Origin of the sequence: Kitasatospora sp. NPDC004615, assembly GCF_042873545.1 — a bacterium.
In the GTDB taxonomy this organism is placed as follows: Bacteria; Actinomycetota; Actinomycetes; order Streptomycetales; family Streptomycetaceae; genus Kitasatospora.
In genome coordinates this window covers 560,938-587,789 of the sequence record NZ_JBIALQ010000005.1, presented here as the reverse complement: position 1 = coordinate 587,789, position 26,852 = coordinate 560,938, and the positions used below count along the sequence as shown (strand labels likewise).

Annotated in this window: 25 protein-coding genes and 2 tRNA genes; 22 read left to right on the top strand and 5 right to left on the bottom strand. The window is 71.0% G+C overall.

Features of this window, described 5'->3' with window-relative positions:
• Positions 1 to 15: 15 nt before the first annotated feature.
• Both ACFYS8_RS20640 and ACFYS8_RS20635 read right to left on the bottom strand, forming a co-directional pair.
• Positions 16 to 597, bottom strand: a complete 582-nt coding sequence (locus tag ACFYS8_RS20640) for a CGNR zinc finger domain-containing protein (RefSeq protein ID WP_387642944.1) — start codon at positions 595 to 597, stop codon at positions 16 to 18.
• A gap of 258 nt (positions 598 to 855) precedes the next feature.
• The gene (locus ACFYS8_RS20635) at positions 856 to 1,269 is read right to left on the bottom strand and encodes an SsgA family sporulation/cell division regulator (RefSeq protein WP_030056266.1); all 414 of its coding nucleotides are present in this window, start codon (positions 1,267 to 1,269) and stop codon (positions 856 to 858) included.
• Between the two features lie 399 nt (positions 1,270 to 1,668).
• On the opposite strand from ACFYS8_RS20635, the gene ACFYS8_RS20630 reads away from it, so the two are divergent.
• Positions 1,669 to 1,740 (top strand) — tRNA-Val (locus ACFYS8_RS20630).
• Between the two features lie 213 nt (positions 1,741 to 1,953).
• A tRNA-Val gene (locus tag ACFYS8_RS20625) sits at positions 1,954 to 2,025 on the top strand.
• Between the two features lie 62 nt (positions 2,026 to 2,087).
• On the opposite strand, the gene ACFYS8_RS20620 is transcribed toward ACFYS8_RS20625, so the two are convergent.
• Positions 2,088 to 2,861 carry an exonuclease domain-containing protein gene (locus ACFYS8_RS20620; RefSeq protein ID WP_387642943.1) on the bottom strand — a complete coding sequence of 258 codons (774 nt, stop codon included), beginning with the start codon at positions 2,859 to 2,861 and terminating at the stop codon, positions 2,088 to 2,090.
• 257 nt (positions 2,862 to 3,118) lie between these two features.
• On the opposite strand from ACFYS8_RS20620, the gene thrS reads away from it, so the two are divergent.
• Positions 3,119 to 5,098, top strand: coding sequence for a threonine--tRNA ligase (gene thrS, locus ACFYS8_RS20615; protein ID WP_387642942.1), 1,980 nt, complete (start codon positions 3,119 to 3,121; stop codon positions 5,096 to 5,098).
• An 82-nt stretch (positions 5,099 to 5,180) separates the two neighbouring features.
• Positions 5,181 to 5,738 (top strand): HIT domain-containing protein, encoded by a 558-nt coding sequence (locus ACFYS8_RS20610; protein ID WP_043908607.1) that lies wholly within the window; start codon positions 5,181 to 5,183, stop codon positions 5,736 to 5,738.
• A 74-nt stretch (positions 5,739 to 5,812) separates the two neighbouring features.
• Here the strand turns inward: ACFYS8_RS20610 and ACFYS8_RS20605 are convergent, their stop codons facing one another.
• Positions 5,813 to 7,456, bottom strand: a complete 1,644-nt coding sequence (locus ACFYS8_RS20605) for a hypothetical protein (protein ID WP_387642941.1) — start codon at positions 7,454 to 7,456, stop codon at positions 5,813 to 5,815.
• Positions 7,457 to 7,621: 165 nt separating this feature from the next.
• On the opposite strand from ACFYS8_RS20605, the gene ACFYS8_RS20600 reads away from it, so the two are divergent.
• Entirely contained in the window at positions 7,622 to 8,044 is a 423-nt protein-coding gene (locus ACFYS8_RS20600) for a thiol-disulfide oxidoreductase DCC family protein (protein ID WP_387642940.1), read from the top strand.
• A 4-nt stretch (positions 8,045 to 8,048) separates the two neighbouring features.
• Here ACFYS8_RS20600 and ACFYS8_RS20595 read toward each other — a convergent pair whose 3' ends face one another.
• A complete protein-coding gene (locus tag ACFYS8_RS20595) occupies positions 8,049 to 10,064 on the bottom strand; it encodes an elongation factor G (protein WP_387642939.1) in 2,016 nt (671 codons plus the stop codon).
• Between the two features lie 127 nt (positions 10,065 to 10,191).
• On the opposite strand from ACFYS8_RS20595, the gene pgsA reads away from it, so the two are divergent.
• From pgsA to ACFYS8_RS20510, 17 genes are all read left to right on the top strand, one after another.
• The gene (gene pgsA, locus ACFYS8_RS20590) at positions 10,192 to 10,848 is read left to right on the top strand and encodes a phosphatidylinositol phosphate synthase (protein WP_387643041.1); all 657 of its coding nucleotides are present in this window, start codon (positions 10,192 to 10,194) and stop codon (positions 10,846 to 10,848) included.
• Positions 10,845 to 11,750 (top strand): phosphatidylinositol mannoside acyltransferase, encoded by a 906-nt coding sequence (locus ACFYS8_RS20585; protein ID WP_387642938.1) that lies wholly within the window; start codon positions 10,845 to 10,847, stop codon positions 11,748 to 11,750. Before pgsA ends, ACFYS8_RS20585 begins: the two co-directional genes overlap by 4 nt.
• Positions 11,747 to 12,919: a glycosyltransferase family 4 protein gene (locus ACFYS8_RS20580; protein ID WP_387642937.1), complete on the top strand. Its 1,173-nt coding sequence runs from the start codon at positions 11,747 to 11,749 to the stop codon at positions 12,917 to 12,919. Before ACFYS8_RS20585 ends, ACFYS8_RS20580 begins: the two co-directional genes overlap by 4 nt.
• Positions 12,920 to 12,946: 27 nt before the next feature.
• Positions 12,947 to 13,309, top strand: a complete 363-nt coding sequence (locus ACFYS8_RS20575; protein WP_387642936.1) for an isomerase — start codon at positions 12,947 to 12,949, stop codon at positions 13,307 to 13,309.
• Between the two features lie 20 nt (positions 13,310 to 13,329).
• Positions 13,330 to 13,875, top strand: coding sequence for a hypothetical protein (locus ACFYS8_RS20570; RefSeq protein ID WP_387642935.1), 546 nt, complete (start codon positions 13,330 to 13,332; stop codon positions 13,873 to 13,875).
• A 159-nt stretch (positions 13,876 to 14,034) separates the two neighbouring features.
• Complete coding sequence (gene pdxS / locus ACFYS8_RS20565) at positions 14,035 to 14,946, top strand: pyridoxal 5'-phosphate synthase lyase subunit PdxS (protein WP_073817016.1); 912 nt, start codon at positions 14,035 to 14,037, stop codon at positions 14,944 to 14,946.
• A 123-nt stretch (positions 14,947 to 15,069) separates the two neighbouring features.
• Complete coding sequence (pdxT, locus tag ACFYS8_RS20560; RefSeq protein ID WP_387642934.1) at positions 15,070 to 15,678, top strand: pyridoxal 5'-phosphate synthase glutaminase subunit PdxT; 609 nt, start codon at positions 15,070 to 15,072, stop codon at positions 15,676 to 15,678.
• Positions 15,679 to 15,769: 91 nt separating this feature from the next.
• Positions 15,770 to 16,525 (top strand): YebC/PmpR family DNA-binding transcriptional regulator, encoded by a 756-nt coding sequence (locus tag ACFYS8_RS20555; protein ID WP_014134592.1) that lies wholly within the window; start codon positions 15,770 to 15,772, stop codon positions 16,523 to 16,525.
• A gap of 121 nt (positions 16,526 to 16,646) precedes the next feature.
• Positions 16,647 to 17,321 carry a crossover junction endodeoxyribonuclease RuvC gene (ruvC, locus tag ACFYS8_RS20550; protein WP_387642933.1) on the top strand — a complete coding sequence of 225 codons (675 nt, stop codon included), beginning with the start codon at positions 16,647 to 16,649 and terminating at the stop codon, positions 17,319 to 17,321.
• A 127-nt stretch (positions 17,322 to 17,448) separates the two neighbouring features.
• The gene (ruvA, locus tag ACFYS8_RS20545; protein ID WP_387642932.1) at positions 17,449 to 18,060 is read left to right on the top strand and encodes a Holliday junction branch migration protein RuvA; all 612 of its coding nucleotides are present in this window, start codon (positions 17,449 to 17,451) and stop codon (positions 18,058 to 18,060) included.
• A gap of 83 nt (positions 18,061 to 18,143) precedes the next feature.
• Positions 18,144 to 19,217 (top strand): Holliday junction branch migration DNA helicase RuvB, encoded by a 1,074-nt coding sequence (gene ruvB / locus ACFYS8_RS20540; protein WP_387642931.1) that lies wholly within the window; start codon positions 18,144 to 18,146, stop codon positions 19,215 to 19,217.
• A gap of 184 nt (positions 19,218 to 19,401) precedes the next feature.
• Positions 19,402 to 19,803 (top strand): preprotein translocase subunit YajC, encoded by a 402-nt coding sequence (gene yajC, locus ACFYS8_RS20535; RefSeq protein WP_387642930.1) that lies wholly within the window; start codon positions 19,402 to 19,404, stop codon positions 19,801 to 19,803.
• A 154-nt stretch (positions 19,804 to 19,957) separates the two neighbouring features.
• Positions 19,958 to 21,742 carry a protein translocase subunit SecD gene (gene secD, locus ACFYS8_RS20530; RefSeq protein WP_387642929.1) on the top strand — a complete coding sequence of 595 codons (1,785 nt, stop codon included), beginning with the start codon at positions 19,958 to 19,960 and terminating at the stop codon, positions 21,740 to 21,742.
• A 3-nt stretch (positions 21,743 to 21,745) separates the two neighbouring features.
• Positions 21,746 to 22,846 carry a protein translocase subunit SecF gene (gene secF, locus ACFYS8_RS20525; protein WP_387642928.1) on the top strand — a complete coding sequence of 367 codons (1,101 nt, stop codon included), beginning with the start codon at positions 21,746 to 21,748 and terminating at the stop codon, positions 22,844 to 22,846.
• 26 nt (positions 22,847 to 22,872) lie between these two features.
• Positions 22,873 to 23,427: an adenine phosphoribosyltransferase gene (locus tag ACFYS8_RS20520; RefSeq protein WP_387642927.1), complete on the top strand. Its 555-nt coding sequence runs from the start codon at positions 22,873 to 22,875 to the stop codon at positions 23,425 to 23,427.
• Between the two features lie 202 nt (positions 23,428 to 23,629).
• Positions 23,630 to 25,921, top strand: coding sequence for a RelA/SpoT family protein (locus ACFYS8_RS20515; protein ID WP_387642926.1), 2,292 nt, complete (start codon positions 23,630 to 23,632; stop codon positions 25,919 to 25,921).
• An 89-nt stretch (positions 25,922 to 26,010) separates the two neighbouring features.
• Positions 26,011 to 26,802 (top strand): hypothetical protein, encoded by a 792-nt coding sequence (locus ACFYS8_RS20510; RefSeq protein WP_387642925.1) that lies wholly within the window; start codon positions 26,011 to 26,013, stop codon positions 26,800 to 26,802.
• Positions 26,803 to 26,852: the final 50 nt, after the last annotated feature.

Here is a 26,852-nt window from a genome sequence, read left to right as displayed (position 1 = left end):
CAGCCCGGACGGACGTCAGCGTCCGGCCGCCGCCACCGCCCCGGCCTCCGCCGAGCGCTGCCGGGCCCGGTACGCGGCCACGTGCAGCCGGTTGCCACAGGTGCGGCTGTCGCAGTAGCGGCGGGAGCGGTTGCGGGACAGGTCGACGAAGACCCGGGCGCAGTCCGGCGCCTCGCAGCGGCGCAGCCGCTCCAGCTCGCCCGCCATCACGATGAACGCCAGCGCCATGCCGAGCTCGGCGGCCAGGTGCCGGCCGACCGCGGCGTGCGGCGCGAAGTAGTGGATGTGCCAGCCGTGGTGGTCGTGGTTGGTCAGCCGCGGCGTCGTCCCGGCGTCGGCGACCAGCGCGTTGACCAGTTCCGCGGCCTGCTCGACCGTGCCGGCCGAGAACACCTCGCGCAGCCGGTCGCGCAGCTCGTGCACCGAGGCCAGGTCGGCCGGACCGAGCGAGTCGATCTCGCTGATCTCCTGCCGGACCACGAAGCCGCTCAGAGCCGCCACATCGGGTAGCTGCTCGCTGCCGCAGGCCTCCGGCGCGGTGTTCAGCAGCTCCACCAGGATGCTCAGCGCGCACTCGGTGTCATGGGTGATCAGCACGTGGGAACTCCTCACGCGGCGGCGGCCCGTGGACCGCCGCGTCGGTCAACGCGGGGCCCGACTCTACCGGCCCGGGCCGCCGTTCGGGCCGGGACGCGGCTTAGCCCCGGACGTCCGCTCCGGTGGGAGGGAACGCCCGGGGCCGGGCCCCGAGGCCGCCGGCGGGCGGCAGCGAACTGCGACCGTGCCCCCGAGTAGGACGGTGCGCATCGAGGCGATCCCGCCGCCGCGCGACGGCGGGCCGTAACTCGTTCGGGTTCAGCTCTCGGCGAGGATGTGGGACAGCTCCCGGTCGAGGTCGAAGTGACGGTGTTCGGTGCCGGGCGGCACCGCGGCGTCCGTCCGCTTGAGGAAGGACTCAAGCGCCCGGGCCGGGGCCTCCAGCAGTGCCTCTCCTTCCGGAGAGCTCAGGGCGATGCAAACCACGCCTTGACCATGGCTGCGGGACGGCCACACCCGGACGTCGCCGGTACCGGTCGGTCGGTGCAGCCCCTCCGCGAGGAGGTCGCGGGCGAACACCCACTCCACGGTCTCGTCTGCTCCGGTGTGGAACGTCGCATGCACGGCATAGGGGTCGGCAGTGTCGTAGCGCAGGCCCGCGGGGACGGGCAGTGAGGACTCGCTGGACACGATGAGGCGCAGGTGCAGCTCGCAGCTGACCGTGGTGTTCATAAGCGCCAGGGCCTTTCGCTCAGTGTGCGCTCGGGGAATCGCACGTCGGCGAACGGACCATCCCACCTGAAAGCCCGGTGTAAACCCGTCTGTCCCGATTCCGGTGCGAGTCGTACCCCTTCCGGCGCATTGCGGAATCCCCCGAACGGCCCGACCGGCTGCCGACCGGCCCGGTAACGGCACGGATTACCGGCGGTCGCACCGGACCTGCGGCCGGACGGCTGGAGGAACACACGAAGCTGCTGCCGCCGGACCCGCCCGGAGCACCGCCCCGTCCACGACCTCCACCGGCCGGCCCGCCGACTCCGCTGGTCGGGGCCCGGGACGCGGACCGGGCGCGACGGGGGGCGGGGGTGGTCGGAGCACCCGCGCAGATGGGGTAATGTTCTTTCTGCACCCGGGCGATTAGCTCAGCGGGAGAGCACTTCGTTCACACCGAAGGGGTCACTGGTTCGATCCCAGTATCGCCCACCGGAATGCAAAGGCGTGGGGCTCCGACTTGTTTATCAGGTCGGGGCCCCGCGCCTTTTCCGCGTTCCCCGGCCCGAGTTCTGACGGGCATTCAACTGGCCCGCCCGGCACGGAAGCCATTCAACGGACGTGCCCGGCACGGGATCTGGGGGGCCGTCGGGGAACGGATTGGATACCCGGGCCCAAGTGGTGCTACTGTTCATCTCGTTGCCCGGGCGATTAGCTCAGCGGGAGAGCACTTCGTTCACACCGAAGGGGTCACTGGTTCGATCCCAGTATCGCCCACCGAGCACAACGCGGAAGGCCCCGACCACCAGGTCGGGGCCTTCCGCGTTGCTGTCGTCCCGTCAGGCCGCCAACTCGCAGGCGTGGCCCGGCTCCAGGCGCTCGCCGCACCGGCATCGGGCCGGCCGCAACGGCCACGCCGTGTCCACCCGCTCCGGGGTACCCGCCCGCTCGAACCAGCGCTCCAGGCCATGGGCCTGCGACGCGTGCCACACCGCCTGCCGCAGATGCAGCTCCGCCGGGGACAGCCCGCCCAACCGCTCCGAGTGCCGGGACGCCACCGCCCGCACCAACTCCAGTGCCGCCAACGCGTCCGCCGCCGCGTCGTGCGCACCCACCAGCGAAACCCCGTAATGCCCGCACAGGTCAGTCAGCGTGCGCCGGCCCTTGCGGTAGCGGTCCACCTGCTTGTCCAGCACCCGCGGATCCAGCACCAGCAGCTCCGCTCCGCCCAGCACCTCCGTCAGCGAACCCGCCCCGTGCCGACGCAACTCCCGGTCCAGCAGCGTCAGGTCGTACGGGGCGTTCATCACCACCAGCGGCACCCCCGCGCGGGACTGCTCGGCCAGCGCGAGCGCCACCTCCACCGCCACCGTCCGCGGCGGACGGCCGTGCGCCCGTACCCGGTCGTCGGAAATGCCGTGCACGGCCCGGGCCTGCTCCGGGATGGGCACACCCGGATTCGCCAGCCAGCTGCGGACGGCGGCCGCCCCGCCCGGGGCGGACTGCACCACCAGGGCGGCCGAGACGATCCGATCCCGCTCGACATCCACACCCGTGGTCTCGGTGTCGAAGGACGCCAGCGGACCGTGAAACCAGGAACGGAGCTGTTGCATGACGCCCCCTCAGACGCCGCGCGAACCCTTGCCGGGCGGCGCTGCCACCGAGGACCAGCGGAGCGCCGCGCCGTGTCCAAGTGATACCGCAGTTGACGGAAAGTCAACCGTCCCGGACGCCCCCTTTGTGGCAGAAAGTGATCGAACGATCACCGCGGCCGCCACGGGCCTCGGCGACAGGGACCCGGCCCGGCTCGGTACCATGCACAACGCAGCGGTTGTGCTGCGCCCCATAGCCAGAACGTCAGGAGAGACCGGTGACGGACGTCCGGATCATCATCAACCGCGAACCCGATCGGGAAGAGCGCGTGGTGACCACGGGCACTACGGCCGCCGAGCTCTTCGCCGACGACCGCGCCGTGATCGCCGCCCGCGTCGGCGGCCAGCTCAAGGACCTCGCCTACGCCGTCCAGGACGGCGACGAGGTCGAGGCCGTCGAGATCTCCAGCCCCGACGGCCTCGACATCCTGCGCCACTCCACCGCGCACGTCATGGCCCAGGCCGTCCAGCAGGTCTTCCCCGAGGCCAAGCTCGGCATCGGCCCGCCCGTCCGCGACGGCTTCTACTACGACTTCGACGTCGAGAAGCCGTTCCACCCGGACGACCTCAAGACCATCGAGAAGCGCATGCAGGAGATCATCAAGCGGGGACAGAAGTTCTCCCGCCGCGTGGTCACCGACGAGGCCGCCCGCGAGGAGCTCGCCAAGGAGCCCTACAAGCTCGAGCTGATCGGCCTCAAGGGCTCCGCCGCCACCGCCGGCGAGGGCGCCGACGTCGAGGTCGGCGCCGGCGAACTCACCATCTACGACAACCTCGACCCGAAGACCGGCGAGGTCTGCTGGGGCGACCTCTGCCGCGGCCCGCACCTGCCCAGCACCCGGCACATCCCGGCGTTCAAGCTGATGCGCTCCGCCGCCGCGTACTGGCGCGGCAGCGAGAAGAACCCCATGCTGCAGCGCCTCTACGGCACCGCGTGGCCCACCAAGGAAGAGCTGAAGGCCCACCTCGACTTCCTCGAGGAAGCCGCCAAGCGCGACCACCGCAAGCTCGGCACCGAGCTCGACCTGTTCTCCATCCCCGAGCAGATCGGCTCCGGCCTCGCCGTCTTCCACCCCAAGGGCGGCATCATCCGCCGCACCATGGAGGACTACTCGCGCAAGCGGCACGAGGAAGAGGGCTACGAGTTCGTCTACACCCCGCACGCCACCAAGGGGAAGCTGTTCGAAACCAGCGGCCACCTCGACTGGTACGCCGACGGCATGTACCCCCCCATGCAGCTCGACGAGGGCACGGACTACTACCTCAAGCCCATGAACTGCCCGATGCACAACCTGATCTTCGACGCGCGCGGCCGCTCCTACCGTGAACTGCCGCTGCGCCTCTTCGAGTTCGGCACCGTGTACCGGTACGAGAAGTCCGGCGTGGTGCACGGCCTGACCCGCGCCCGCGGCTTCACGCAGGACGACGCGCACATCTACTGCACCCGCGAGCAGATGGCCGACGAGCTGGACCGCACGCTCACCTTCGTGCTGGACCTGCTGCGCGACTACGGTCTGAACGACTTCTACCTGGAGCTGTCCACCAAGGACCCGGAGAAGTTCGTCGGCAGCGACGACGCGTGGGAAGAGGCGACCGCAGTTCTGGCGAGCGTGGCCGAGAAGCAGGGCCTGCCGCTGGTGCCGGACCCGGGTGGCGCGGCCTTCTACGGCCCGAAGATCTCGGTCCAGGCGCGGGACGCGATCGGCCGCACCTGGCAGATGAGCACCATCCAGTTGGACTTCAACCTGCCGGAGCGTTTCGAGCTCGAGTACACCTCGGCGGACGGCTCGCGGCAGCGGCCGGTGATGATCCACCGTGCGCTGTTCGGTTCGATCGAGCGCTTCTTCGCGGTGCTGCTGGAGCACTACGCGGGCGCCATGCCGCCGTGGCTGGCCCCCGTCACCGTGACCGGCATCCCGATCACCGATGAGCACGTGCCGTACCTGCTGGAGGTGGCGGCCGAGTTGAAGAAGCACGGGATCCGGGTGGACGTCGACACCTCGGACGACCGGATGCAGAAGAAGATCCGCAACGCCCAGAAGTCGAAGGTCCCGTACATGCTGATCGCGGGCAACGACGACGTCGAGGCGGGCGCGGTGTCGTTCCGGTACCGCAACGGTGAGCAGAAGAACGGCGTGCCGCGTGACGAAGCGATCGCCGAGATCGTTGAAGCGGTGCGGAGCCGGGTCCAGGTCTGATACTGGTAAGCCGATGTGACCTGCGGGGCAGTCTCCTTCGGGAGTCTGCCCCGTACTGCTTGGTTCGCGAGGTGCGGAGCATATGCTGGCGGGCATGACGAGTGAGCCGGAACTGCAGCGGGGCGTGGGGGAGCCGGACGGCTTCCGTCGCCTTTGGACACCCCATCGGATGGCGTACATCCAGGGGGAGAACAAGCCCACCGGGCCGGCTCCGGACGACGGTTGCCCGTTCTGTTCGATCCCGAAGCTGAGCGACGAGGACGGGCTGATCGTGCAGCGCGGCGAGTCGGTTTTCGCGGTGCTGAACCTGTACCCGTACAACGGTGGGCACTTGATGGTGGTGCCGTACCGGCACGTCGCGGACTACACCGAGTTGGACGGGCCGGAGACGGCGGAGCTCGGGGAGTTCACCAAGAAGGCGATGACGGCGCTGCGGGCGGCGTCGGGGGCGCACGGGTTCAACATCGGGATGAACCAGGGTGCGGCGGCGGGGGCCGGGATCGCGGCGCACCTGCACCAGCACGTGGTGCCGCGCTGGGGTGGGGACACCAACTTCATGCCGGTGGTGGGGCACACGAAGGTGCTGCCGCAGTTGCTGGCGGACACCCGGAAGGTGCTGGCCGAGGTGTGGCCGGTTTGATGCGGTGACGGACGAACGGCAGGGGCCGTGCGGGAGCAACTCCCGCACGGCCCCTGCCGTCTGTGGGTCCGGGGTTATCCGGCGTCGTACTTGTCCGCGCGGAACGGGCGGGTGCCCTGCATTTCGGCGCGGATGATGTTGGAGCGGCCGGCGATCCGGTCGGTGGCGACGTCGTGCTCGTCGAGGAACTCGACGACGGCGGCGTGGATCAGGCCGACCACGGGGGTGGGGATGTACAGCGCGTCGTCGGACTTGAAGCGGCTGTTCCAGGCCGGGTCGGCCCAGGCCTGGCGCAGGCACAGGGGTTCGGGGAGGCCGATGGAGCCGCCGAGCCACTTCTGCAGGCTGGGGATCTTGTGGAACGGGGCGCGGACGGCCTGCCGGACGATCTCGTCGTCGGTGACGACGGGGAGCTGGACGGTGCGGTTCTCCCAGAACCGGAGGGTCTTGGGGACGTCCTTCTCCGGGGTCTTGGGCTTGGAGCCGAAGTAGCCGGCGATCGGGCCGAGCGCGTGCGCGGTGGCGGTGACCTGGAGGCTGTGCGAGAGGACCATGATGCTGACCACCACGGTGGTGACCAGCTGGCCCTTGTGGAGCACGAATTGGACGGCGATGCGGTGCCGGGTGTCGTTGCCGACGCTCTGCTTGTTGGCGAGTTCGGAGACGGCGAAGTCGCGCATCCGGTCGCCGTCCATCTCGGCGCCGGAGGGGCGGCCGATCTCGTCGGCGCCCTCGCCGGTGTCGAGCACCACCCAGTGGCTGATCTGCGGCTTGGGCAGGCCGCCGTTGGGGACGTCGCTGCCGCTGAGGGCGCCGAGGCGGTCGGTGATCCGGCGGGCGAGGTCCCAGACGTGGAAGGTGCGGAAGTCGGGGTGGCCCTCGGCGGGGCGGAGGTCCTCGCGCAGCGACCACTCGGCCCAGCGGGCGCCGATGCCGAGGATGCCCTTGGGGCCGGCGTAGTGCTGAACGTTGGTGTTCTGTTCGCGGGAGAGGCGCTCGAGGCCGGCCCGGAGCTCGTTGGCCTTCTTGTCGAGGTCGTCCTTGGGGACGGCCTTGGGGACGATCGCGGCCACCGCGCTGCCGCCGACCAGGTCGCCCCAGCGAGCGCGCTGCTGCATCACGGAGGTGATCACGGTGCGCCTGGCGAGGTACCAGCCGAGGACCGGGCCGATCATCACCACACGGCAGTACAGGCCGAGCAGGCCGTGGGCCGGCGGTCGGATCGCCAGAAACACGGTGAGACCGGCGGCGACCAGCAGGGCGAGCGTGCCGATCAGCCCGTCCTTGGCGGCGGACTTCTTGGTGCCGAGCCAGGCGCGGGCCTGGTACGCGGCGAGCCAGACCAGCGTGCCGGGCAGGAAGAGCAGGCCGCAGACCGCGGTGAGGGTGGCGAGCCGGCGGTCGCGGGCCTCGCGCAGGTCCTGGGCGGCGAGGCAGTGCTCGACGACCATGCGGACATCGGTGCCGTGCGAGGGCACTATCGGTTTGCGGCCGCCACCGAGGGTGCGGTCGATCAGGGCGCGGCTGAACGCCTCGCCGGCACTTGGCCGGAACAGGGCGAACTTGCCCGGCTTGACCGAGACTCCGGCGAGCGCTTCCAGTTCGTTGTAGTCGCCGGTGCGGTAGGCGGCGGAGGAGAACGCCTGGGTGACCGCGGTCTGATGACCGACGTCCGTCCGTGGTACCTGTGCGCCCGGCGTCATGTCGAGCTGAGTCACCTGAGCAGCTCCTCCTCCCCTGATGGTCTGCGGCAGGTTACCGCGTAGCGGCCTGCCCGTGCGGATCATCAACTGATCCTGGGTCACATCTCGGCCGCGAAAGCCGGTTTCGGGGAGATGTTGCCCCGCAGCGGGGACTTCGACGCACGGGTTTAGGATCGCGCCATGACGAGTGCCTTCGCACCGGAGCCGGTGCTGGTTTTCGACGGTGATTGCGCGTTCTGCTCGAGCTGTGTGCGGTGGGCCGAGCGCTACCCGCGGCAGAGCCTGTCCTCGGCCGGGTGGGAGGCGGTGGCGTTCCAGTTCGCGGATCTGGACGCGCTGTCGGAGTTCACCGGCGGGCAGGTGACGGAGGAGCGGGCCACCCGCGAGGTGTTGTGGATCACGCCGGACCGCAAGGTGTACGGCGGCGCGCAGGCGGTGGCGCGGCTGTTGATGCGGTCGGGCGGGCTGTGGGCCTGGGCGGGCGGCCTGCTGGCGCTGGCCCCGGTGCGGCCGCTCGCGGAGGTGGCGTACCGCTGGGTGGCGCGGCACCGGCACCAGATGCCCGGCGGCACCAAGGCGTGCGCGCTGCCGCGCCGTTCCTGAGTCGTCACCCCGTGGTGGCGAGCTGGGCCGCGAGGTGCGTGGGCATCGGGGCGTGGCGCAGGTAGCTGCGGGTGAACTGGCCGGTTCCGTGCGACAGCGAGCGCAGGTCGAGCGAGTAGCGGGTGAGTTCGAGTTCGGGGACTTCGGCGCGGACCAGGCTGAGTCCCGGTCCGCCGATCTCGGTGCCGAGGACGTGGCCGCGGCGGGCGGACAGGTCGGTGAGGACGGCGCCCTGGTACTCGTCGGGGAGCAGCACCCGGACTTCGTCGACGGGTTCCAGGACCCGTACGTCGGTGTGGTCGGCGGCTTCCTTGAGGGCGAGTGCGGCGGCGGTCTGGAAGGCGGCGTCGGAGGAGTCGACGGAGTGCGCCTTGCCGTCGGTGAGGGTGACCCGGACGTCGGTCATCGGGTGGCCGTGCAGGCCGTGGGCGAGTTGGGCGCGGACGCCTTTCTCGACGGACGGGATGAAGTTGCGCGGGACGGAGCCGCCGACGACCTGGTCGACGAATTCGAAGCCGCCGCCGGGCAGGGGTTCCACGGTGAGGTCGCAGATCGCGTACTGGCCGTGGCCGCCGGACTGTTTGACGTGCCGGCCGTGGCCGCTGGCGGGGGCGGCGAAGGTCTCGCGCAGGGCGACCTCGTAGGGGACGGTCTCGACGTGAACGCCGTGCCGGCCGGCGAGCCGGTCGAGGGTGACGGCGAGGTGGGCCTCGCCGGTGCACCACAGGACGAGCTGGTGGGTGTCGGGGTTCTGTTCGACGCGCAGTGCCGGGTCCTGGGCGGTGAGCCGGCCGAGGGCCTGGGAGAGCTTGTCCTCGTCGGCCTTGGAGCGGGCCTGGACGGCGGTGGGCAGCAGGGCTTCGGGCAGCGGCCAGGGCGGTAGCACGGTGTGGTCGGTGCCGAGGGTGTCGCCGGTGCGGGCGGTGCCGAGTTTCGCGACGGTGACGAGGTCGCCGGCGACGGCCTGCGGGACGGGGCGCAGCTGGTGGCCGAAGGGGCTGTGCAGGGCGGTGAGGCGCTCGTCGGTGCCGTCGGGGAGGTGGGCGGTGGTGTCGGGGCGCAGCGTGCCGGTGAAGATCCGCAGCAGGCTGAGGCGGCCGAGGTAGGGGTCCTCGCCGGTCTGGACGACCTGGGCGGTGAAGGGGGCGTCGGGGTCGGCGGCGGGGAGGTCGTCGGCGCGGTCGGCGGGGGTGGGGAAGGCGGTGGCGACCAGGTCGAGGAGGGCGTCGCAGCCGGTGCCGTCGGGGGCGGTGGCGAGAACGGGGTGCAGGGTGCCGGCGAGGAATTCGCGGCGCAGTCCGGCGGTGAGGGCGGCGGTGTCGAGGTCGGCGCCGTCGAGGTAGCGCTGCATCAGGGCGTCGTCCTCGCCGGCCAGGGCTTCGACCAGGCGGGCGCGTTCGGCGGTGAGGTCGCCGGGGTCGTCGGGGCGGCCGTAGGTGCGGCCGGTGAGCAGCTCGGTGGTGCCGTGCAGGTGGCCGTCGCGCAGGTCGGGGTGGTGGAGCGGGCGGACGGTGTCGGGGGTGCCGAGGGTGTCCTGGAGCATCCGCAGGACGTCGTCGAGGCGGACCCGGGTGGTGTTGAGGTGGGTGAGGGCGAGGGCGCGCGGCAGGTGGGCGGCCTCGCACTGCTGCCACAGGGCCTGGACGGGGCGGGCGACGGTCTCGTCGGCGGCGGAGTGGACGAACACGGCGGCTTCGGCGGCGCGCAGGGCGGCGTGGAGTTCGCCGGCGAAGTCGGCGTAGCCGGGGGTGTCGAGCACGTTGACGGTGAGGTCCTGCCAGGGGAGCGGGAGCAGCGCGAACTGGACGGAGCGCTGCTGTTGGTGCTCGATGTCCTCCCAGTCGGCCGCGGTGGTGCCGTCGGGGACGGTTCCGGGCCTGGTCAGGGCGCCGGCGGTGACGGCGAGGGCTTCTGCGAGGGTGGTCTTGCCGGCTCCGGCCGCCCCGACCAGGGCGAGGTTGCGGAGCCGGCCGGGTCGGTCGGCGGGCGTAGTGGGGGAGTGGGCTGTCCGGTCCGGCATGGCTGGCCTCCTGCCGCTCGATCAGCGTGGATACCATTGTCCAGCCGGGCGGGGCCATCCGCGCGGCCGCCCGGCGGGCAAGCGGCTCGCGGGTGCCAATCCGAAGAGCGGAGCGGACCGGAAGGCCATGCTCAACAAGTACGCGCGTGGCTTCTTCACACGTGTCCTCACCCCGTTCGCGGCGATGCTGCTGCGGTGGGGTGTCAGTCCGGATGCTGTCACGCTGATCGGAACGGCCGGTTCGGTGGCCGGTGCCTTGGTGTTCTTCCCGCGCGGGGAGTTCTTCTGGGGCACGGTCACCATCACCCTTTTCATTTTCTCCGACCTGGTGGACGGCAACATGGCCCGCCAGGCGGGCCGGTCCAGCAAGTGGGGTGCGTTCCTGGACTCCACGCTCGACCGGGTCGCCGATGCGGCGATCTTCGGCGGTCTGGCGATGTGGTACGCCGGCAAGGGCGACAACAACGTGCTGTGCGCGGTGGCGATGTTCTGTCTGGCCAGTGGCCAGGTGGTGTCGTACACGAAGGCGCGCGGTGAGTCGCTGGGCTTCCCGGTGAACGTGTCGGGGCTGGTGGAGCGGGCCGAGCGGCTGGTGATCAGCCTGGTGGCGGCCGGTTTCGCGGGTCTGCACAAGTTCGGGGTGCCGTACATCGAGTGGCTGCTGCCGGTCGCCCTGTGGGTGGTCGCGGTGGGCAGCCTGGTGACGGTGGCGCAGCGGATGCTGACGGTGCGCCGGGAGTCGGCGGAGCTGGAGGCGGCGGGCGCCGTCAAGGGGGGCGAATGAAGGAGCGGTTGGTCGACGCGGCCTACGCGGCCGGCTGGGCGGGGCTGAAGCATCTGCCGGAGCCGATGGCCCGCGGCCTGTTCAACACCATTGCCGATGTGGCGTGGCGGCGGCAGGGCAAGGGGGTCCGGCAGTTGGAGGCCAACCTGGCCCGGGTCCGGCCGGGTGCGGACGCGGCCCTGCTGCGGGAGTTGTCCCGGGCCGGGATGCGGTCGTACATGCGGTACTGGATGGAGTCGTTCCGGCTGCCGACCTGGAGCCGGGAGCGGGTCTCGCAGGCGATAACGGTGAAGAACCTGGATCAGCTGAACGAGGCGATGGCGGCGGGCCGCGGCGCGGTGCTGGCGCTGCCGCACATGGCGAACTGGGACCTGGCGGGCGCGTGGATCGCGTCGGCGGGCGGGTTCCCGTTCACCACGGTCGCGGAGCGGTTGAAGCCGGAGTCGCTGTTCGACCGTTTCGTGGCGTACCGGGAGAGCCTCGGCATGGAGGTGCTGGCGCTGACCGGCTCCAGCGTGTCGGTGGTGGGGACACTGGCGCGGCGGCTGCGCGAGGGCAAGTTGGTGTGCCTGGTCGGTGACCGGGATCTGTCGGATGCCGGGATCCAGGTGGACTTCTTCGGCGAGCCGACCCGGATGCCGGCCGGCCCGGCGGCTCTCGCGCAGCGTACGGGTGCGGCGCTGTTCCCGGTGACGCTCTGGTACGACGGGCCGATGCTGCGTGCGGAGGTGCACCCGGAGGTGGTGCCGTCCGGCGAGGGGGAGCGGCAGGAGCAGGTCGCGGTGATGACGCAGGCGATGGCCGATGTGTGGGCGGAGTCGATCCGTGAGCACGCGGTGGACTGGCACATGCTGCAGAAGCTGTGGCTGTCGGATCTGAGGCCGCGGAGGGCCGAGTCGTGAGGATCGGCGTGGTCTGCCCGTACGACTGGGACGTGCCGGGCGGTGTGCAGTTCCACATCCGGGACTTGGCGGAGCATCTGATCCGGCTCGGTCACGAGGTGTCGGTGCTGGCTCCGGCGGAGGACGAGGAGGCGCTGCCGCCGTACGTGGTGTCCGCGGGGCGGGCGGTCGCGGTGCCGTACAACGGGTCGGTGGCGCGGCTGAGTTTCGGCATTCTGTCGGCGGCGCGGGTGCGGCGCTGGCTGCGCGAGGGCCGGTTCGACGTGCTGCACGTGCACGAGCCGAACTCGCCGTCGCTGTCGATGCTGGCGGCCTGGGCGGCGTCCGGGCCGATGGTCGGGACGTTCCACACCTCGAACCCGCGCTCGCGGGCGATGCTGGCGGCCTCGCCGATCCTGCAGCCGGGCCTGGAGAAGATGTCGGGCCGGATCGCGGTGTCGGAGTACGCGCGGCGCACCCTGGTGGAGCACCTGGGCGGCGACGCGGTGGTGATTCCGAACGGTGTGGACGTGCGGTTCTTCGCGGACGCCGAGCCGGACCCGAAGTGGCAGGGTGGCGCGGCCGACGGCGGGCCGGGCACCATCGGCTTCATCGGCCGGATCAACGAGCCCCGCAAGGGCCTGCCGACGCTGCTGGCGGCGCTGCCGCGGATCCTCGCCGAGCGCCCCGGGGTGCGGCTGCTGGTGGCCGGCAAGGGCGACGAGGAGGAGGCGGTGGCCGGTCTGCCCGCCGAGGTGCGGGCCCGGATCGAGTTCCTCGGCATGGTCTCCGACCGGGACAAGGCCCGGCTGCTGCGCAGTGTCGACCTGTACGTGGCGCCGAACACCGGCGGCGAGTCGTTCGGCATCATCCTGGTCGAGGCGATGTCGGCGGGTGCGCCGGTGCTGGCCAGTGACCTGGACGCGTTCCGCCAGGTGCTGGACGGCGGCGCGGCCGGTGAACTGTTCCCGGTGGAGGACGCGGACGCGCTGGCCGCCGCCGCGCTCAAACTGCTCGGCAGTCCGGAACGGCTGGCGGCGCTGCGCGAGGCCGCGTCCCGGCACGTGCGGCGTTTCGACTGGGAGACCGTCGGCGCGGAGGTGCTGTCGGTGTACGAGACGGTCACGGACGGTCGTCCGCCGGTCGCCGAGGCCGAACCGTCCGGCTGGCGTTCGCGTCTTGGTCGTTGAACCACCCTGCTCGCGAGAGGTACCACCATGCCGCTGATCACCGTCGACTACACCGACCGGCTCGCCGACTGCCTGGACCGGCGCGGCTTCGGGCTGGCCCTGAACCGGCTTGCGGTGAAGCTGATCGACGCCAAGCCGGAGGCCTGCAAGACCCGTTTCCGGCGGACCGAGGAGGCGGTGGTCGGCGCGGACGCCGAGACGTTCGCGCTGGTGGTGATCGAGTTCGAGATCTTCCCGGGGCGTTCGGCGCAGGCCAAGGCGGCGCTCGCCGAGGCGGCGGTGGCCGCGCTGCCCGAGTACCTGGGGGCGGATCCGGGGGCGGTGCAGGCGGCCGTGTCGGTCACCGAGACCGACTCGGACTCCTACCGCTCGGCGGTCTTCGGCGGCTGAGCCGGGTACCGTAACGCCCCGTGACTAACTGGATCTGGGGCCTCGCGGCCGTCGTACTGTTCGCCGTCTACCTGAGCTGGACGGCGGGCAGGCTCGACCGCCTGCATGCCCGGATCGACGCGGCCCGGGCCTCGCTGGACGCCCAGTTGCTGCGCCGGGCCTCGGTGGCGATGGAACTGGCCACCTCCTCGCTGCTCGACCCGGCCGCGTCGATCCTGCTGCTGGAGGCCGCGCACGGGGCGCGGCAGGCGCAGGACGAGCAGCGCGAGGTGGCCGAGAGCGAGCTGAGCATCGCGCTGCGCGCCGTGCTGGACGAGCCGGCGCAGGTGGCGGCGCTGCGGGCGGCGCCCGGCGGCGAGGAGGCGGTGCGCGACCTGGTGGAGGCGGTGCGCCGGGTGCCGATGGCGCGGCGTTTCCACAACGACGCGGTGCGGGCGGCCCGCGCGGTGCGCGAGCACCGGCTGGTGCGCTACTTCCGGCTGGCGGGCCGGGCGCCGTTCCCGATGGCCTTCGAAATGGACGACGAACCGCCGACCGCGCTCACCCCGGAGGGGGCTCCCGCGTAGGCTGGGTGGCGCTGATACCCCCACTGTTACCCGCCCGTCGTGCTCTGGCCTGTTTGTCGTATGCCGTGTTTGGCGCTGGACCATGTGGCGTATGGGTCCGGACCCCCTCGGGCCTACGATAGGTCGATAGCACCGGTTCATCTCTGAGTGAGGTCTTACGTGTCCACCACCCCCACCACCGCAGACCAGCCGCAGATCGGTACCGCCCGGGTCAAGCGCGGCATGGCCGAGCAGCTCAAGGGCGGTGTGATCATGGATGTGGTCAACGCCGAGCAGGCGAAGATCGCCGAGGACGCCGGCGCGGTCGCCGTGATGGCCCTGGAGCGCGTGCCCGCCGACATCCGCAAGGACGGTGGCGTGGCCCGGATGTCCGACCCGAACATGATCGAAGAGATCATCGACGCGGTCTCCATCCCCGTGATGGCCAAGTCCCGCATCGGCCACTTCGTCGAGGCCCAGGTCCTGCAGTCGCTTGGCGTCGACTACATCGACGAGTCCGAGGTGCTGACCCCGGCCGACGAGATCAACCACTCCGACAAGTGGGCCTTCACGACCCCCTTCGTCTGCGGCGCGACCAACCTGGGCGAGGCCCTGCGCCGCATCGCCGAGGGCGCGGCCATGATCCGCTCCAAGGGCGAGGCCGGCACCGGCAACGTGGTCGAGGCCGTCCGCCACCTGCGCCAGATCAAGAACGAGATCGCCAAGCTGCGCGGCTTCGACAACAACGAGCTGTACGCCGCCGCCAAGGAGCTGCGCGCCCCGTACGAGCTGGTCCGCGAGGTCGCCGAGCTCGGCAAGCTGCCGGTCGTGCTGTTCTCCGCCGGTGGCGTCGCCACCCCGGCCGACGCCGCGCTGATGCGTCAGCTGGGCGCCGAGGGCGTGTTCGTCGGCTCCGGCATCTTCAAGTCGGGCGACCCGGCCAAGCGCGCCGCCGCCATCGTGAAGGCCACCACCTTCTTCGACGACCCGAAGATCATCGCGGACGCCTCCCGCAACCTGGGCGAGGCCATGGTCGGCATCAACTGCGACACCCTGCCGGAGTCCGAGCGCTACGCCAACCGCGGCTGGTAAGACTCGCGGGCCTGCCCGGCCCGTGCCTCCCGGCTCCGGCCCGCCGCGCGAGCAATCGGCGCGGCGGGCCGCTCCGTGGGCTTTTGCGGCCCGTTGTTCGAGATGAAGAGGTAGTGACAAACCGTGAGCACCCCCACCATCGGTGTCCTCGCCCTGCAGGGCGACGTCCGTGAGCACCTGGTGGCGCTGGCCGCCGCCGACGCGCTGGCCCGGCCGGTCCGCCGCCCCGAGGAGCTCGCCGAGGTCGACGCCCTGGTGATGCCCGGCGGAGAGTCCACCACCATCTCCAAGCTGGCCGTGCTGTTCGACGTGATGGACCCGCTGCGCGAGCGGGTCCGGGCCGGCATGCCGGTCTACGGCACCTGCGCCGGCATGATCATGCTGGCGGACAAGATCCTGGACGGCCGCGACGACCAGGAGACCGTCGGCGGCATCGACATGACGGTCCGCCGGAACGCCTTCGGCCGGCAGAACGAGTCCTTCGAGACCGCCATCCCGTTCGCCGGAATGGCCGAGCCGGTCACCGGCGTCTTCATCCGCGCCCCCTGGGTCGAGTCGGTCGGCGCGGGCGTCGAGGTGCTGGCCGAGGTGCCGGCCGCCGACGGCCCGGACGCCCGGATCGTGGCGGTCCGCCAGGGCAACCTGCTGGCCACCTCCTTCCACCCGGAGCTGACCGGCGACCACCGCGTCCACGAGTACTTCGTCCGCATGGTCGAGGCCGCCGCGCGCTAGGCGCGACGTGGTGACCGTGTGCCACCTCCCCGTGCGGCACCGGTAAGATCTCCCCTGTTCATTTCCCATTGGCGACGAAAAGGAGCTGGCGATGTCCGGCCACTCTAAGTGGGCTACCACCAAGCACAAGAAGGCCGCGATCGACGCCAAGCGCGGCAAGCTCTTCGCCAAGATGATCAAGAACATCGAGGTGGCGGCTCGTACCGGCGGCGGCGACCCCGCGGGCAACCCGACGCTCTACGACGCCATCCAGAAGGCGAAGAAGAGCTCCGTCCCGATCGACAACATCAACCGGGCCGTCAAGCGCGGCTCCGGTGCGGAGGCCGGCGGCGCCGACTACTCGACGATCATGTACGAGGGCTACGGCCCGAACGGCGTGGCCGTCCTGATCGAGTGCCTCACCGACAACCGCAACCGCGCGGCCTCCGACGTCCGCGTCGCGATGACCCGCAACGGCGGCAACATGGCGGACCCGGGCTCGGTGTCCTACCTGTTCAACCGCAAGGGCGTCGTCATCGTCCCCAAGGCCGACGGCGTGGACGAGGACAAGATCCTGGACGTCGTGCTGGACGCCGGCGCCGAAGAGGTCAACGACCTCGGCGAGGCCTTCGAGGTGATGTCCGAGGCCACCGACATGGTCGCGGTCCGCACCGCCCTGGTCGACGCGGGTATCGACTACGACTCCGCCGACGCCAACTTCGTTCCCAGCATGCAGGTCGAGCTGGACGCCGACGGCGCCCGCAAGATCTTCAAGCTGATCGACGCGCTGGAGGACAGCGACGACGTGCAGAACGTCTTCGCGAACTTCGACGTCTCGGACGAGATCATGGCCGAGCTGGACGCCTGAGTCCCGCTCCGCTTTCCCCGCCCGGTGGCTGCTCGCGGCCGCCGGGCGGAAGCGTGTCCGGGGACGGTTGTCCGTGGCCAGGGGTAGCCTTCCCGGGTCGGAGAGAGGTGGGGCAGGGCTCGTGCGAGTACTGGGTGTGGACCCTGGGCTGACCAGGTGCGGCGTCGGAGTCGTCGAGGGGCTGCCCGGGCGGCAGTTGACGATGCTCGGCGTCGGCGTCGTACGGACGCCGCCGGGGGACGACCTCGGGCCGCGACTGCTCGCCGTCGAACGCGGGCTGGAGGAGTGGCTCGACCGCTACTCGCCCGAACTCGTCGCCGTCGAGCGGGTCTTCGCGCAGCACAACGTCCGCACGGTGATGGGCACCGCGCAGGCCTCGGCCGTCGCCGTCCTGTGCGCGACCCGCCGCGGGATCCCGGTCACCCTGCACACCCCCAGCGAGGTCAAGGCCGCCGTCACCGGCTCCGGCCGGGCCGACAAGGCCCAGGTCACCGCCATGGTCACCCGCCTCCTCCGGCTCGACGCCCCACCCAAGCCCGCCGACGCGGCGGACGCCCTCGCCCTCGCCATCTGCCACATCTGGCGCGGCGGTACCACCAACCGTCTGACGGCGGCCATCCGCGCGCACGAGAGCGGAAAGTGGCACAGCGGCGGAGGGGTGCGCAGTCAGGGGCGCGGGGAACCGCGCGAAGCGGAAGACGGCATCGGGCAAGATCCGCCCGAGCAGCAGCCAGTTGCACCCCGGGCGGCGTACGGCAGAGTGCCTGGCCGGCCGCGCACTTCCACGCGCCCCTGACGGGGCGCAGGATGTTCGCCGCGCGCGGAGAAGCGCAAGTGTTTCGCGCGGCCAGGCCCGTCGGCGAGCTCCGAAAAACGACTTTCGGAGCTCGTACCTCCAACCATCGAAAGGACAGTGTGGCGCCATGATCGCCTTTGTGCAGGGGCCCGTCGCGGTGGTGGGGGCCGGGGTGGCCGTGGTGGAGGTCGGGGGAGTGGGGATGGCGGTGCAGTGCACGCCGAACACGCTGGCGACCCTGCGGGTGGGGGAGGTGGCCCGGCTGGCGACGTCTCTCGTGGTCCGTGAGGACTCGCTGACGCTGTTCGGTTTCGCGGACGACGACGAGCGCGCGACGTTCGAGGTGCTGCAGGCGGCGCCGGGCGTGGGGCCGAAGCTGGCGCAGGCGATCCTGGGGGTGCACTCGCCGGAGGCGCTGCGGGTCGCGGTGGCGGGCGGTGACGAGAAGGCGCTGATCGCGGTGCCGGGGATCGGCAAGGCGAAGGCGGCGAAGCTGCTGCTGGAGTACAAGGACAAGCTGGGCGCCCCGCACGGGACGGTGCCGGCGCAGAAGCCGGTCGCGACCGGCCCGGCGCCGTGGCACGAGCAGCTGCATTCGGCGCTGGTGGGCCTGGGCTACGCTCCGCGGGAGGCGGACGAGGCGGTGGCCCGGGTGACGCCGGACGCCGACGCGCAGGGCACGCCGGACGTGGGCGCGCTGCTGCGCCTCGCGCTGCGCGGGCTGAACCGCGCCCGCTGACCGGCGTCAAAGCAATCTGACGATCCGTCACCAAGTCGACAATCGACACGACCGACGACCAGCCGATGGGGAGCCGTTTTCCGATGAATCCGTACGAGTCCGAGCCCGTTGACCGCCTGGTGACGGCGTCCGCCGACGGCGAGGACCAGGCGGTGGAGGCGGCGCTGCGGCCGAGGATGCTCGAGGAGTTCATCGGTCAGGAGCGGGTGCGTGAGCAGCTGTCGCTGGTGCTGCAGGCGGCCCGTCAGCGCGGCGCGGCGCCGGACCACGTGCTGCTGAGCGGCCCGCCCGGGCTGGGCAAGACCACGCTGTCGATGATCATCGCGGCGGAGCTGAACGCGCCGATCCGGATCACCTCCGGCCCGGCGATCCAGCACGCCGGCGACCTGGCGGCGATCCTGTCCTCGCTGACCGAGGGCGAGGTGCTGTTCCTCGACGAGATCCACCGGATGTCCCGGCCCGCCGAGGAAATGCTGTACATGGCGATGGAGGACTTCCGGGTCGACGTGATCGTCGGCAAGGGGCCGGGGGCGACCGCGATCCCGCTGGAGCTGCCGCCGTTCACGCTGGTCGGGGCGACCACCCGGGCCGGTCTGCTGCCGCCGCCGCTGCGCGACCGGTTCGGTTTCACCGGCCACATGGAGTTCTACGCGCCCGCCGAGCTGGAGCGGGTGGTCCACCGTTCGGCGGGGCTGCTGGACGTCGAGATCGACCCGGCGGGCGCGGCGGAGATCGCCGGCCGCTCCCGTGGTACGCCCCGCATCGCCAACCGGTTGTTGCGCCGGGTGAGGGATTTTGCCCAGGTCCGTCACGACGGTCTGATCACCCGGGAAATCGCCGCCCGGGCGCTCGAGGTGTACGAGGTTGACGCGCGCGGACTGGACCGGCTGGACCGCGCGGTGCTGGAGGCGCTGCTGAAGCTCTTCGGCGGCGGACCGGTCGGCCTGTCCACCCTGGCGGTCGCCGTCGGGGAGGAGTCCGAGACCGTCGAGGAGGTCGCCGAGCCCTTCCTGGTAAGGGAAGGGCTGCTCGCGCGCACCCCGCGCGGGCGGATCGCGACGGCGGCGGCCTGGCAGCACCTGGGTCTCACTCCGCCGCAGCCGGCCCGGGCGCCGCGCGGGGCGCAGCCCGAACTGTGGGCGGACGGCCAGGCCTGACCGGGCTGCCTTATCGGGGGTTTATGTCCATGCCAAGGCTCGCCACTTTCGGCGCCGCACTGGCATGCTTGGCGTTGTCCGTTGAGTGCGGGTCGCCTAGACTCCGCCGGACCGCCCCTCTCGCCCGACGGGCCGACGTACACGCACTGGCCACCTGACCGGTGACCGACTAAGGACCCTGGCTGTGTCTCAATACATCATTCTTGTCCTCCCGCTCCTCGCGATCTTCCTGATGTTCCGCTCGCAGAAGAAGCGGCAGGCGCAGATGCAGACCATGCAGTCCGCGCTGCAGCCGGGTTCGGGTGTCCGGACCATCGGCGGCATGTACGCGCTGGTCAAGGCGATCAACGATGAGACGGTCGAGCTCGAGGTCGCTCCCGGTGTGGTGGCGCACTACACCAAGGGCGCCATCGCCGCGGTCCTGGAGCCGCTCGAGTACGAGGCGATCATCAACGGCCGTCCCGCCGAGGACGAGTCGGAGGACGACGTGGTCGAGGCCGCCGAGGGCACGGACGCCGACGAGAAGCCGCTGAGCCTGTCCAAGGACGAGGCGAAGGTCGGCGCCGAGGCTCCCGAGAGCAAGTAGTACGGCCGGGGGGGCCTCTCTTCCCCGACCAGCGGCATCCGCCGCAAGCCCACAGGACCTCTTGGGCCGCCGTGCGTCCGTCTCTCCCGGACCCCGCCCTGTGCGGGGTCCGGGGCCGGCCGCCGGGCGGCATGGACAGGGAGAAACGAACAAGGTGGCAACACCCAAGTCGCGGTCGCGCGACGGATACCCGGGGAGGGCGCTGGCGCTCATCCTGGTGGTCACCGTCGGCCTGGTGGCCCTCATGTTCGGGACGGGCTACACCAAGCCGCGTCTCGGTATCGACCTCGCCGGTGGCACCAGCGTCACGCTGACCGCCAAGTCGGACGATCCTTCCGCGATCAACAAGGCAAACCTTGACACCGCGGTCGGCATCATCCAGAAGCGCGTCAACGGCATGGGTGTCTCCGAGGCCGAGGTCCAGACCCAGGGCAACAGCAACATCATCGTCAACATCCCCGACGGTGGTAACACGCAGGAGTCCATCGACAAGGTCGGTGACACCGCGAAGCTGTACTTCCGCCCGGTCCTGGCCGCCGCGCCGAGCGGTGTGAGCGCCCAGCCGCAGCCGAGCGGGTCGCCGTCGTCGGCGCCCAGCGGCTCGGCCAGCCCGTCCGCCTCGGGCAGCGCCTCCGCGCCCGCCTCGCCGAGCTCCTCGGCGAGCAAGGCCGGCCGCGCCGTCTCCGGCGCCCTGCAGGCCGACCCGACCTCCGCCGCGAGCGGCTCCGCCTCGGCCCCGGCCACCGGCTCGGCCGCTCCGAGCGCCGGCGCCAGCGCCCCGGCCGACCAGCCCGACATGACTGCCGCGCTGACTCAGGGCACTGCCCCGGCCGAGCTGCAGAAGCAGTTCACCGCGCTGGACTGCTCGGTCAAGGAGCAGCGGAAGAACTACCAGTCCAGCGACCCGGCCCAGCCGACCGTGGCCTGCTCGTACGACGCCGAGCAGGGCCTCTGGTACAAGTTCGCGCTCGGTGGTGTCGCCGTGAACGGCCAGGACGTCACCAAGGCGCAGGCCGTGTACGACACCCAGAGCGCCAAGGGCTGGATGGTCGACCTGTCGTTCAACGACGCGGGCTCGAAGGCCTTCGCGGCCACCACCGGCAAGCTCGCCACCCAGCAGTCCCCGGGCAACCAGTTCGCCATCGTGCTGGACGGCGCGGTCGTCTCGCACCCGTACGTCTCCGAGTCGATCACCGGTGGCAGCGCGGTCATCTCCGGCACCTTCACCCAGGCCGACGCCAAGTCGCTGGGCAACGTGCTGAGCTACGGCGCGCTCCCGCTGGACTTCGTGAAGAGCGACGTCACCACCGTCTCCCCGCAGCTCGGCTCCGACCAGCTGAAGGCCGGCCTGATCGCCGGTCTGATCGGCATGGTCCTGGTGGTCGTCTACTCGCTGGTCTACTACCGCGGCCTGGGCCTGGTCTCGATCGCCGGCCTGGTGGTCTCCGCGGTCCTGACCTGGTCGATCATGAGCCTGCTGGGTGCCGGCGTCGGCTTCGCGCTGAACCTGCCCGCGGTCTGTGGCGCGATCGTCGCGATCGGTATCACCGCCGACTCGTTCATCGTGTACTTCGAGCGCATCCGTGACGAGGTCCGCGAGGGCGCCCAGCTGCGTCCGGCCGTGCAGCGTGCCTGGCCGCGGGCCCGGCGGACCATCCTGGTGTCGGACTTCGTGTCCTTCCTGTGTGCCGCGGTGCTGTACCTGGTGTCGGTCGGCAAGGTGCAGGGCTTCGCCTTCACCCTGGGTCTGACCACCCTGCTGGACGTCGTGGTGATCTTCCTGTTCACCAAGCCGCTGATCACCCTGCTGGCCCGCACGAAGTTCTTCTCCAGCGGTCACCCGTGGTCCGGCCTGGACCCGAAGCGGCTCGGCGCCCGTCCGCCGATCCGCGGCTCGCGCCGCCGTCCCGCCCCCTCCCAGCAGACCCAGGAGGTCTGACCCATGTCGCTCCGCAACATCGGTCACCGCCTCTACCAGGGCGAGGTCTCGTTCGACTTCGTCGGCAAGCGGAAGATCTGGTACTCGATCTCCGCGGTGATCGTCCTGGTGGCCGCGATCGGCCTGGCCATGGGCCTGCACCTGGGCATCGAGTTCAAGGGCGGCTCGGTCTACACCGTGCACAAGCCCGGACTGACGGTGTCCCAGGCGAAGGACGTCGCGAACAAGATCACCGGCTCCAACACCGCGCTGGTGCAGACCACGGACAAGGGCGACGTCCGGGTCCAGATCAGCGCCGAGGAGTCGGTGCCGGCCGCGACCTTCACCAAGGAGTTCTCGAAGGCCGTCGGCGTCGAGGAGAAGGACATCAACGCCCAGGTGATCGGCCCCTCCTGGGGTTCGGACATCTCCAAGAAGGCGCTGACCGGCCTGGTCATCTTCATGGTCCTGGTCACCGTCTACCTGGCGATCGCCTTCGAGTGGCGGATGGCGCTGGCCGCGTTGGTCGCGCTGATCCACGACCTGCTGATCACCATCGGTGTCTACGCGCTGGTCGGCTTCGAGGTCACTCCGGGTACCGTGATCGGCTTCCTGACCATCCTCGGCTACTCGCTCTACGACACGGTCGTCGTCTTCGACACCGTGAAGGAGAACACCAACGGCCTGACCAAGCAGTCGCGCCGGACCTACAGCGAGGCCGCCAACCACGGCCTCAACCAGACCCTGGTGCGTTCCATCAACACCACGGTCGTCGCGCTGCTGCCGGTCTCCGCCCTGCTGTTCATCGGCGGCGGCCTGCTCGGCGCGGGCACCCTCAACGACATCTCGCTGGCGCTGTTCATCGGTCTCGCCGCCGGTGCCTATTCTTCGATCTGCGTCGCCACCCCGCTGCTCGCGCAGCTCAAGGAGCAGACCCCGGAGATGAAGGCGCTCGCCAAGCGGGTCCTGCAGCGCCGGGCGTCCGAGGCGAAGGCGGCCGAGGAGGCCGAGGCCCGGGGCGAGGACGGGATGATCGACGAGGAGCTCGCGGCAGGTATGGTCGGACAGCGCAACCAGCCGACCAGCCGCTCCCGGGGCAAGGGACGGCCGTCCGGCAAGCGCTGAACCCCGCTGTCAGTTAAGGAACCCCCGTGACCTCCACCACCGACCCCGCCCTGTCCGAGCTGCTCAACAGCCGGATCCGGGACGTGCAGGACTACCCGAAGCCGGGCGTCCTGTTCAAGGACATCGCCCCCCTGCTGGCCGACGCCGAGGCGTTCGGCGCGCTGACCCGGGCGCTGGCCGAGCGGGCGAAGGAACTCGGCGCCACCAAGGTGGTCGGCCTGGAGGCGCGGGGGTTCGTGCTGGCCGCGCCCGCCGCGGTCGCGGCCGGACTCGGGTTCGTCCCGATCCGCAAGAAGGGCAAGCTGCCCGGCGACGTGTTCTCCCGCTCGTACGACCTGGAGTACGGGTCGGCGACGCTGGAGGTGCAGTGCGACGCGTTCGCCCCCGGCGAGAGGGTGCTGGTGGTGGACGACGTGCTGGCCACCGGCGGCACCATCTCCGCCTCGCTGGACCTGGTCCAGGAGGCCGGCGCCGAGCTGGTGGGCGTCGTGGTGCTGATGGAGCTCGGGTTCCTGACTGGGCGTGAGCGCCTGGAGCCGCACCTGCACGGTGCGCCGCTGGAGACCCTGGTCGTGGTCTGAGCGGGAAGACCGCTTTCGGAAGCCGCCCGGGAACAGATCCTGTTCCCGGGCGGCTTTTCGCACAGGTGGGGTCGGCCGGGCGCGGAAGCCCGTCGCGCCGCCGGTACGATGAAGATTGATCCGTCTGCACGTAGGAGTGTCCTTGCCCGACGAGGTTGTGCCCACGGCTGCGACTGCCAGTTCCCGCCCTTCCCCCGGCGGGATGCGGGCTCGCCTCGCTCGGCTGGGCGGACAGCGCAGTTCGATGGTCAACCCGGTGCTGGAACCGCTGTTCCGGACCATCCGGGCCAACGACCCGAAGGCCGACCCGGCCCTGCTCAAGGACATCGAGCGGGCGTACGCGGTGGCCGAGAAGTGGCACCGCGGGCAGAAGCGCAAGAGCGGCGATCCGTACATCACGCACCCGCTGGCGGTGGCGACCATCCTGGCCGAGCTGGGGATGGACGCGCCGACGTTGATGGCGGGGCTGCTTCACGACACCGTCGAGGACACCGACTACGGCCTGGAGACGCTGCGGCACGACTTCGGTGACTCGGTGGCGCTGCTGGTCGACGGCGTCACCAAGCTGGACCGGGTGAAGTTCGGCGAGGCGGCGCAGGCGGAGACCGTCCGCAAGATGGTCGTCGCGATGGCCAAGGACCCGCGGGTCCTGGTGATCAAGCTCGCCGACCGGCTGCACAACATGCGCACCATGCGTTACCTGAAGCGGGAGAAGCAGGAGAAGAAGGCCCGCGAGACGCTGGAGATCTACGCCCCGCTGGCGCACCGGCTGGGCATGAACACCATCAAGTGGGAGCTGGAGGACCTGGCGTTCGCCATCCTCTACCCCAAGATGTACGACGAGATCGTCCGGCTGGTGGCCGAGCGCGCCCCGAAGCGCGACGAGTACCTGGCGACCGTGATCGACCAGGTGCAGGGCGACCTGCGCGGGGCGCGGATCACCGCGCAGGTGACGGGCCGCCCGAAGCACTACTACTCGGTCTACCAGAAGATGATCGTCCGGGGCCGGGACTTCGCCGAGATCTACGACCTGGTGGGCATCCGGGTCCTGGTCGACACCGTCCGCGACTGCTACGCGGCACTGGGCACCATCCACGCGCGGTGGAACCCGGTGCCGGGGCGGTTCAAGGACTACATCGCGATGCCCAAGTTCAACATGTACCAGTCGCTGCACACCACGGTGATCGGTCCCGGCGGCAAGCCCGTCGAACTCCAGATCCGCACCTTCGACATGCACCGCCGTGCAGAGTACGGCATCGCCGCGCACTGGAAGTACAAGCAGCGGGCGGTGGCCGGCGCGTCCAAGGTGCGCACCGACACCCCGACCCACAAGCGGCAGCACGACAAGGCCGACGCGGTCAACGAGATGGCCTGGCTGCGCCAGCTGCTGGACTGGCAGAAGGAGACCGAGGACCCCAGCGAGTTCCTCGAGTCGCTGCGCTTCGACCTGTCCAGCAACGAGGTGTTCGTCTTCACCCCGAAGGGCGACGTGATAGCGCTGCCCGCGAAGGCCACCCCGGTGGACTTCGCGTTCGCGGTGCACACCGAGGTCGGCTGCCGGACCATCGGCGCCCGGGTGAACGGCCGGCTGGTGCCGCTGGAGTCGACGCTGGAGAACGGCGACACGGTCGAGGTGTTCACCTCGAAGGCGGAGAACGCCGGCCCGTCCCGGGACTGGCTGAACTTCGTCAAGTCGCCGCGGGCCCGGAACAAGATCCGCGCCTGGTTCTCCAAGGAGCGCCGCGAGGAGGCGATCGAGCAGGGCAAGGAGGCGATCGCCCGGACCATGCGCAAGCAGGGCCTGCCGATCCAGCGGATCCTCACCGGGGACTCGCTGGTCACGCTGGCCCATGAGATGCGCTACCCGGACATCTCCTCGCTGTACGCGGCGATCGGCGAGGGCCACGTCGCCGCGCCGGCCATCGTGCAGAAGCTGGTCCAGGCGATGGGCGGCGAGGAAGGCGCGGTCGAGGACCTCGTCGAGACCACCACCCCGTCCCACCAGCCGCGCTCGATGCGCCGCCGGGCCAAGGGCGACCCGGGCATCATCGTCAAGGGCGTCGACGACCTGTGGGTGAAGCTGGCGCGCTGCTGCACGCCGGTGCCCGGCGACCCGATCGTCGGCTTCATCACCCGCGGCAACGGCGTCTCGGTGCACCGTGCGGACTGCGTCAACGTCGAGTCGTTGCAGCAGCAGCCCGAGCGGATCATCGACGTCGAGTGGGCGGCCACCCAGTCCTCGGTGTTCCTGGTGGCCATCCAGGTGGAGGCGCTGGACCGCTCCCGACTGCTGTCGGACGTCACCCGGGTGCTCTCCGACCAGCACGTCAACATCCTGTCCGCGGCGGTGCAGACCTCCCGCGACCGGGTGGCGATGAGCCGGTTCACCTTCGAGATGGGCGACCCGAAGCACCTCGGCCACGTCCTGAAGGCCGTCCGCGGCGTCGAAGGCGTGTACGACGTCTACCGGGTCACCTCGGCCCGCAACAAGTAGCCCTCCGCGCCCGGCCCTCCGGGTGCAGGCCGCCCCCACCCCGCAGACACTGGCCGGGTGGGGGCGGCCCGCTCATTCCCGGAGGCACCGTGCACGCGATTCGGACGACGACGGCGATGGCCGGCGCGGCGGCGGCCGTCGCGGCCCTGACGGCCGGCTGCGGCTCGGGCCACTCCACCGGACCGGGCGCCGCCGGCAGCCCGGCGGCGGCCACCGCGACCGCCACCGCCCCCGCACCCGGCACCGACAACGGGGTGGCCGGCCGACCGGCCGACGAAATCCTCCGGCAGTCCGTCCAGGCCCTCACCGACGCCCACGCGGTACGGGCGGTCGGCACGGTCGGCGGCGACGGCCCGGCGATCACCATCGACCTGCGCCTGGACACCGCGGGCAACTGCACCGGCACGCTGGGCCAGAGCGGCGTGGGCAGCTTCCAGGTGGTGAAGGCCGGCCAGCAGCTGTGGGTCAAACCCGACCAGGCGTTCTGGCAGAGCCACGGCGGAGCCGCGCTGGCCGACGCCGTCGGCGACCGCTACCTGAAGACCACCAGCGACGACCCCGACTTCGGCGACATCGCCGGCCTGTGCGACCTCGGCGCCCTCGCCGACCAGCTCGGCAGCGCGGCGAGCGACCTCGCCAAGGGCGCCACCAGCACCGTCCAGGGCCGCCCGGCGGTCGCCCTCACCCGCAGCACCGACAGCGGCACCGCCACCCTGTACGTGGCCACCTCCGGCCCGCCGGTGCCGCTGCGGCTGGAACAGTCCGTCGGCGCGGTCGACTTCAGCGACTTCGGCACCCCGGTGCCCTCCGCCACCCCCGGCCCCGACCAGAGCATGGACATCGACCAGCTCCAGCCCGAGGCCAGCCCGACCACCGTCTGAGCGCCCGCACGCAGAAGGGCCCGGCCGCCGTGACGGCGACCGGGCCCCTT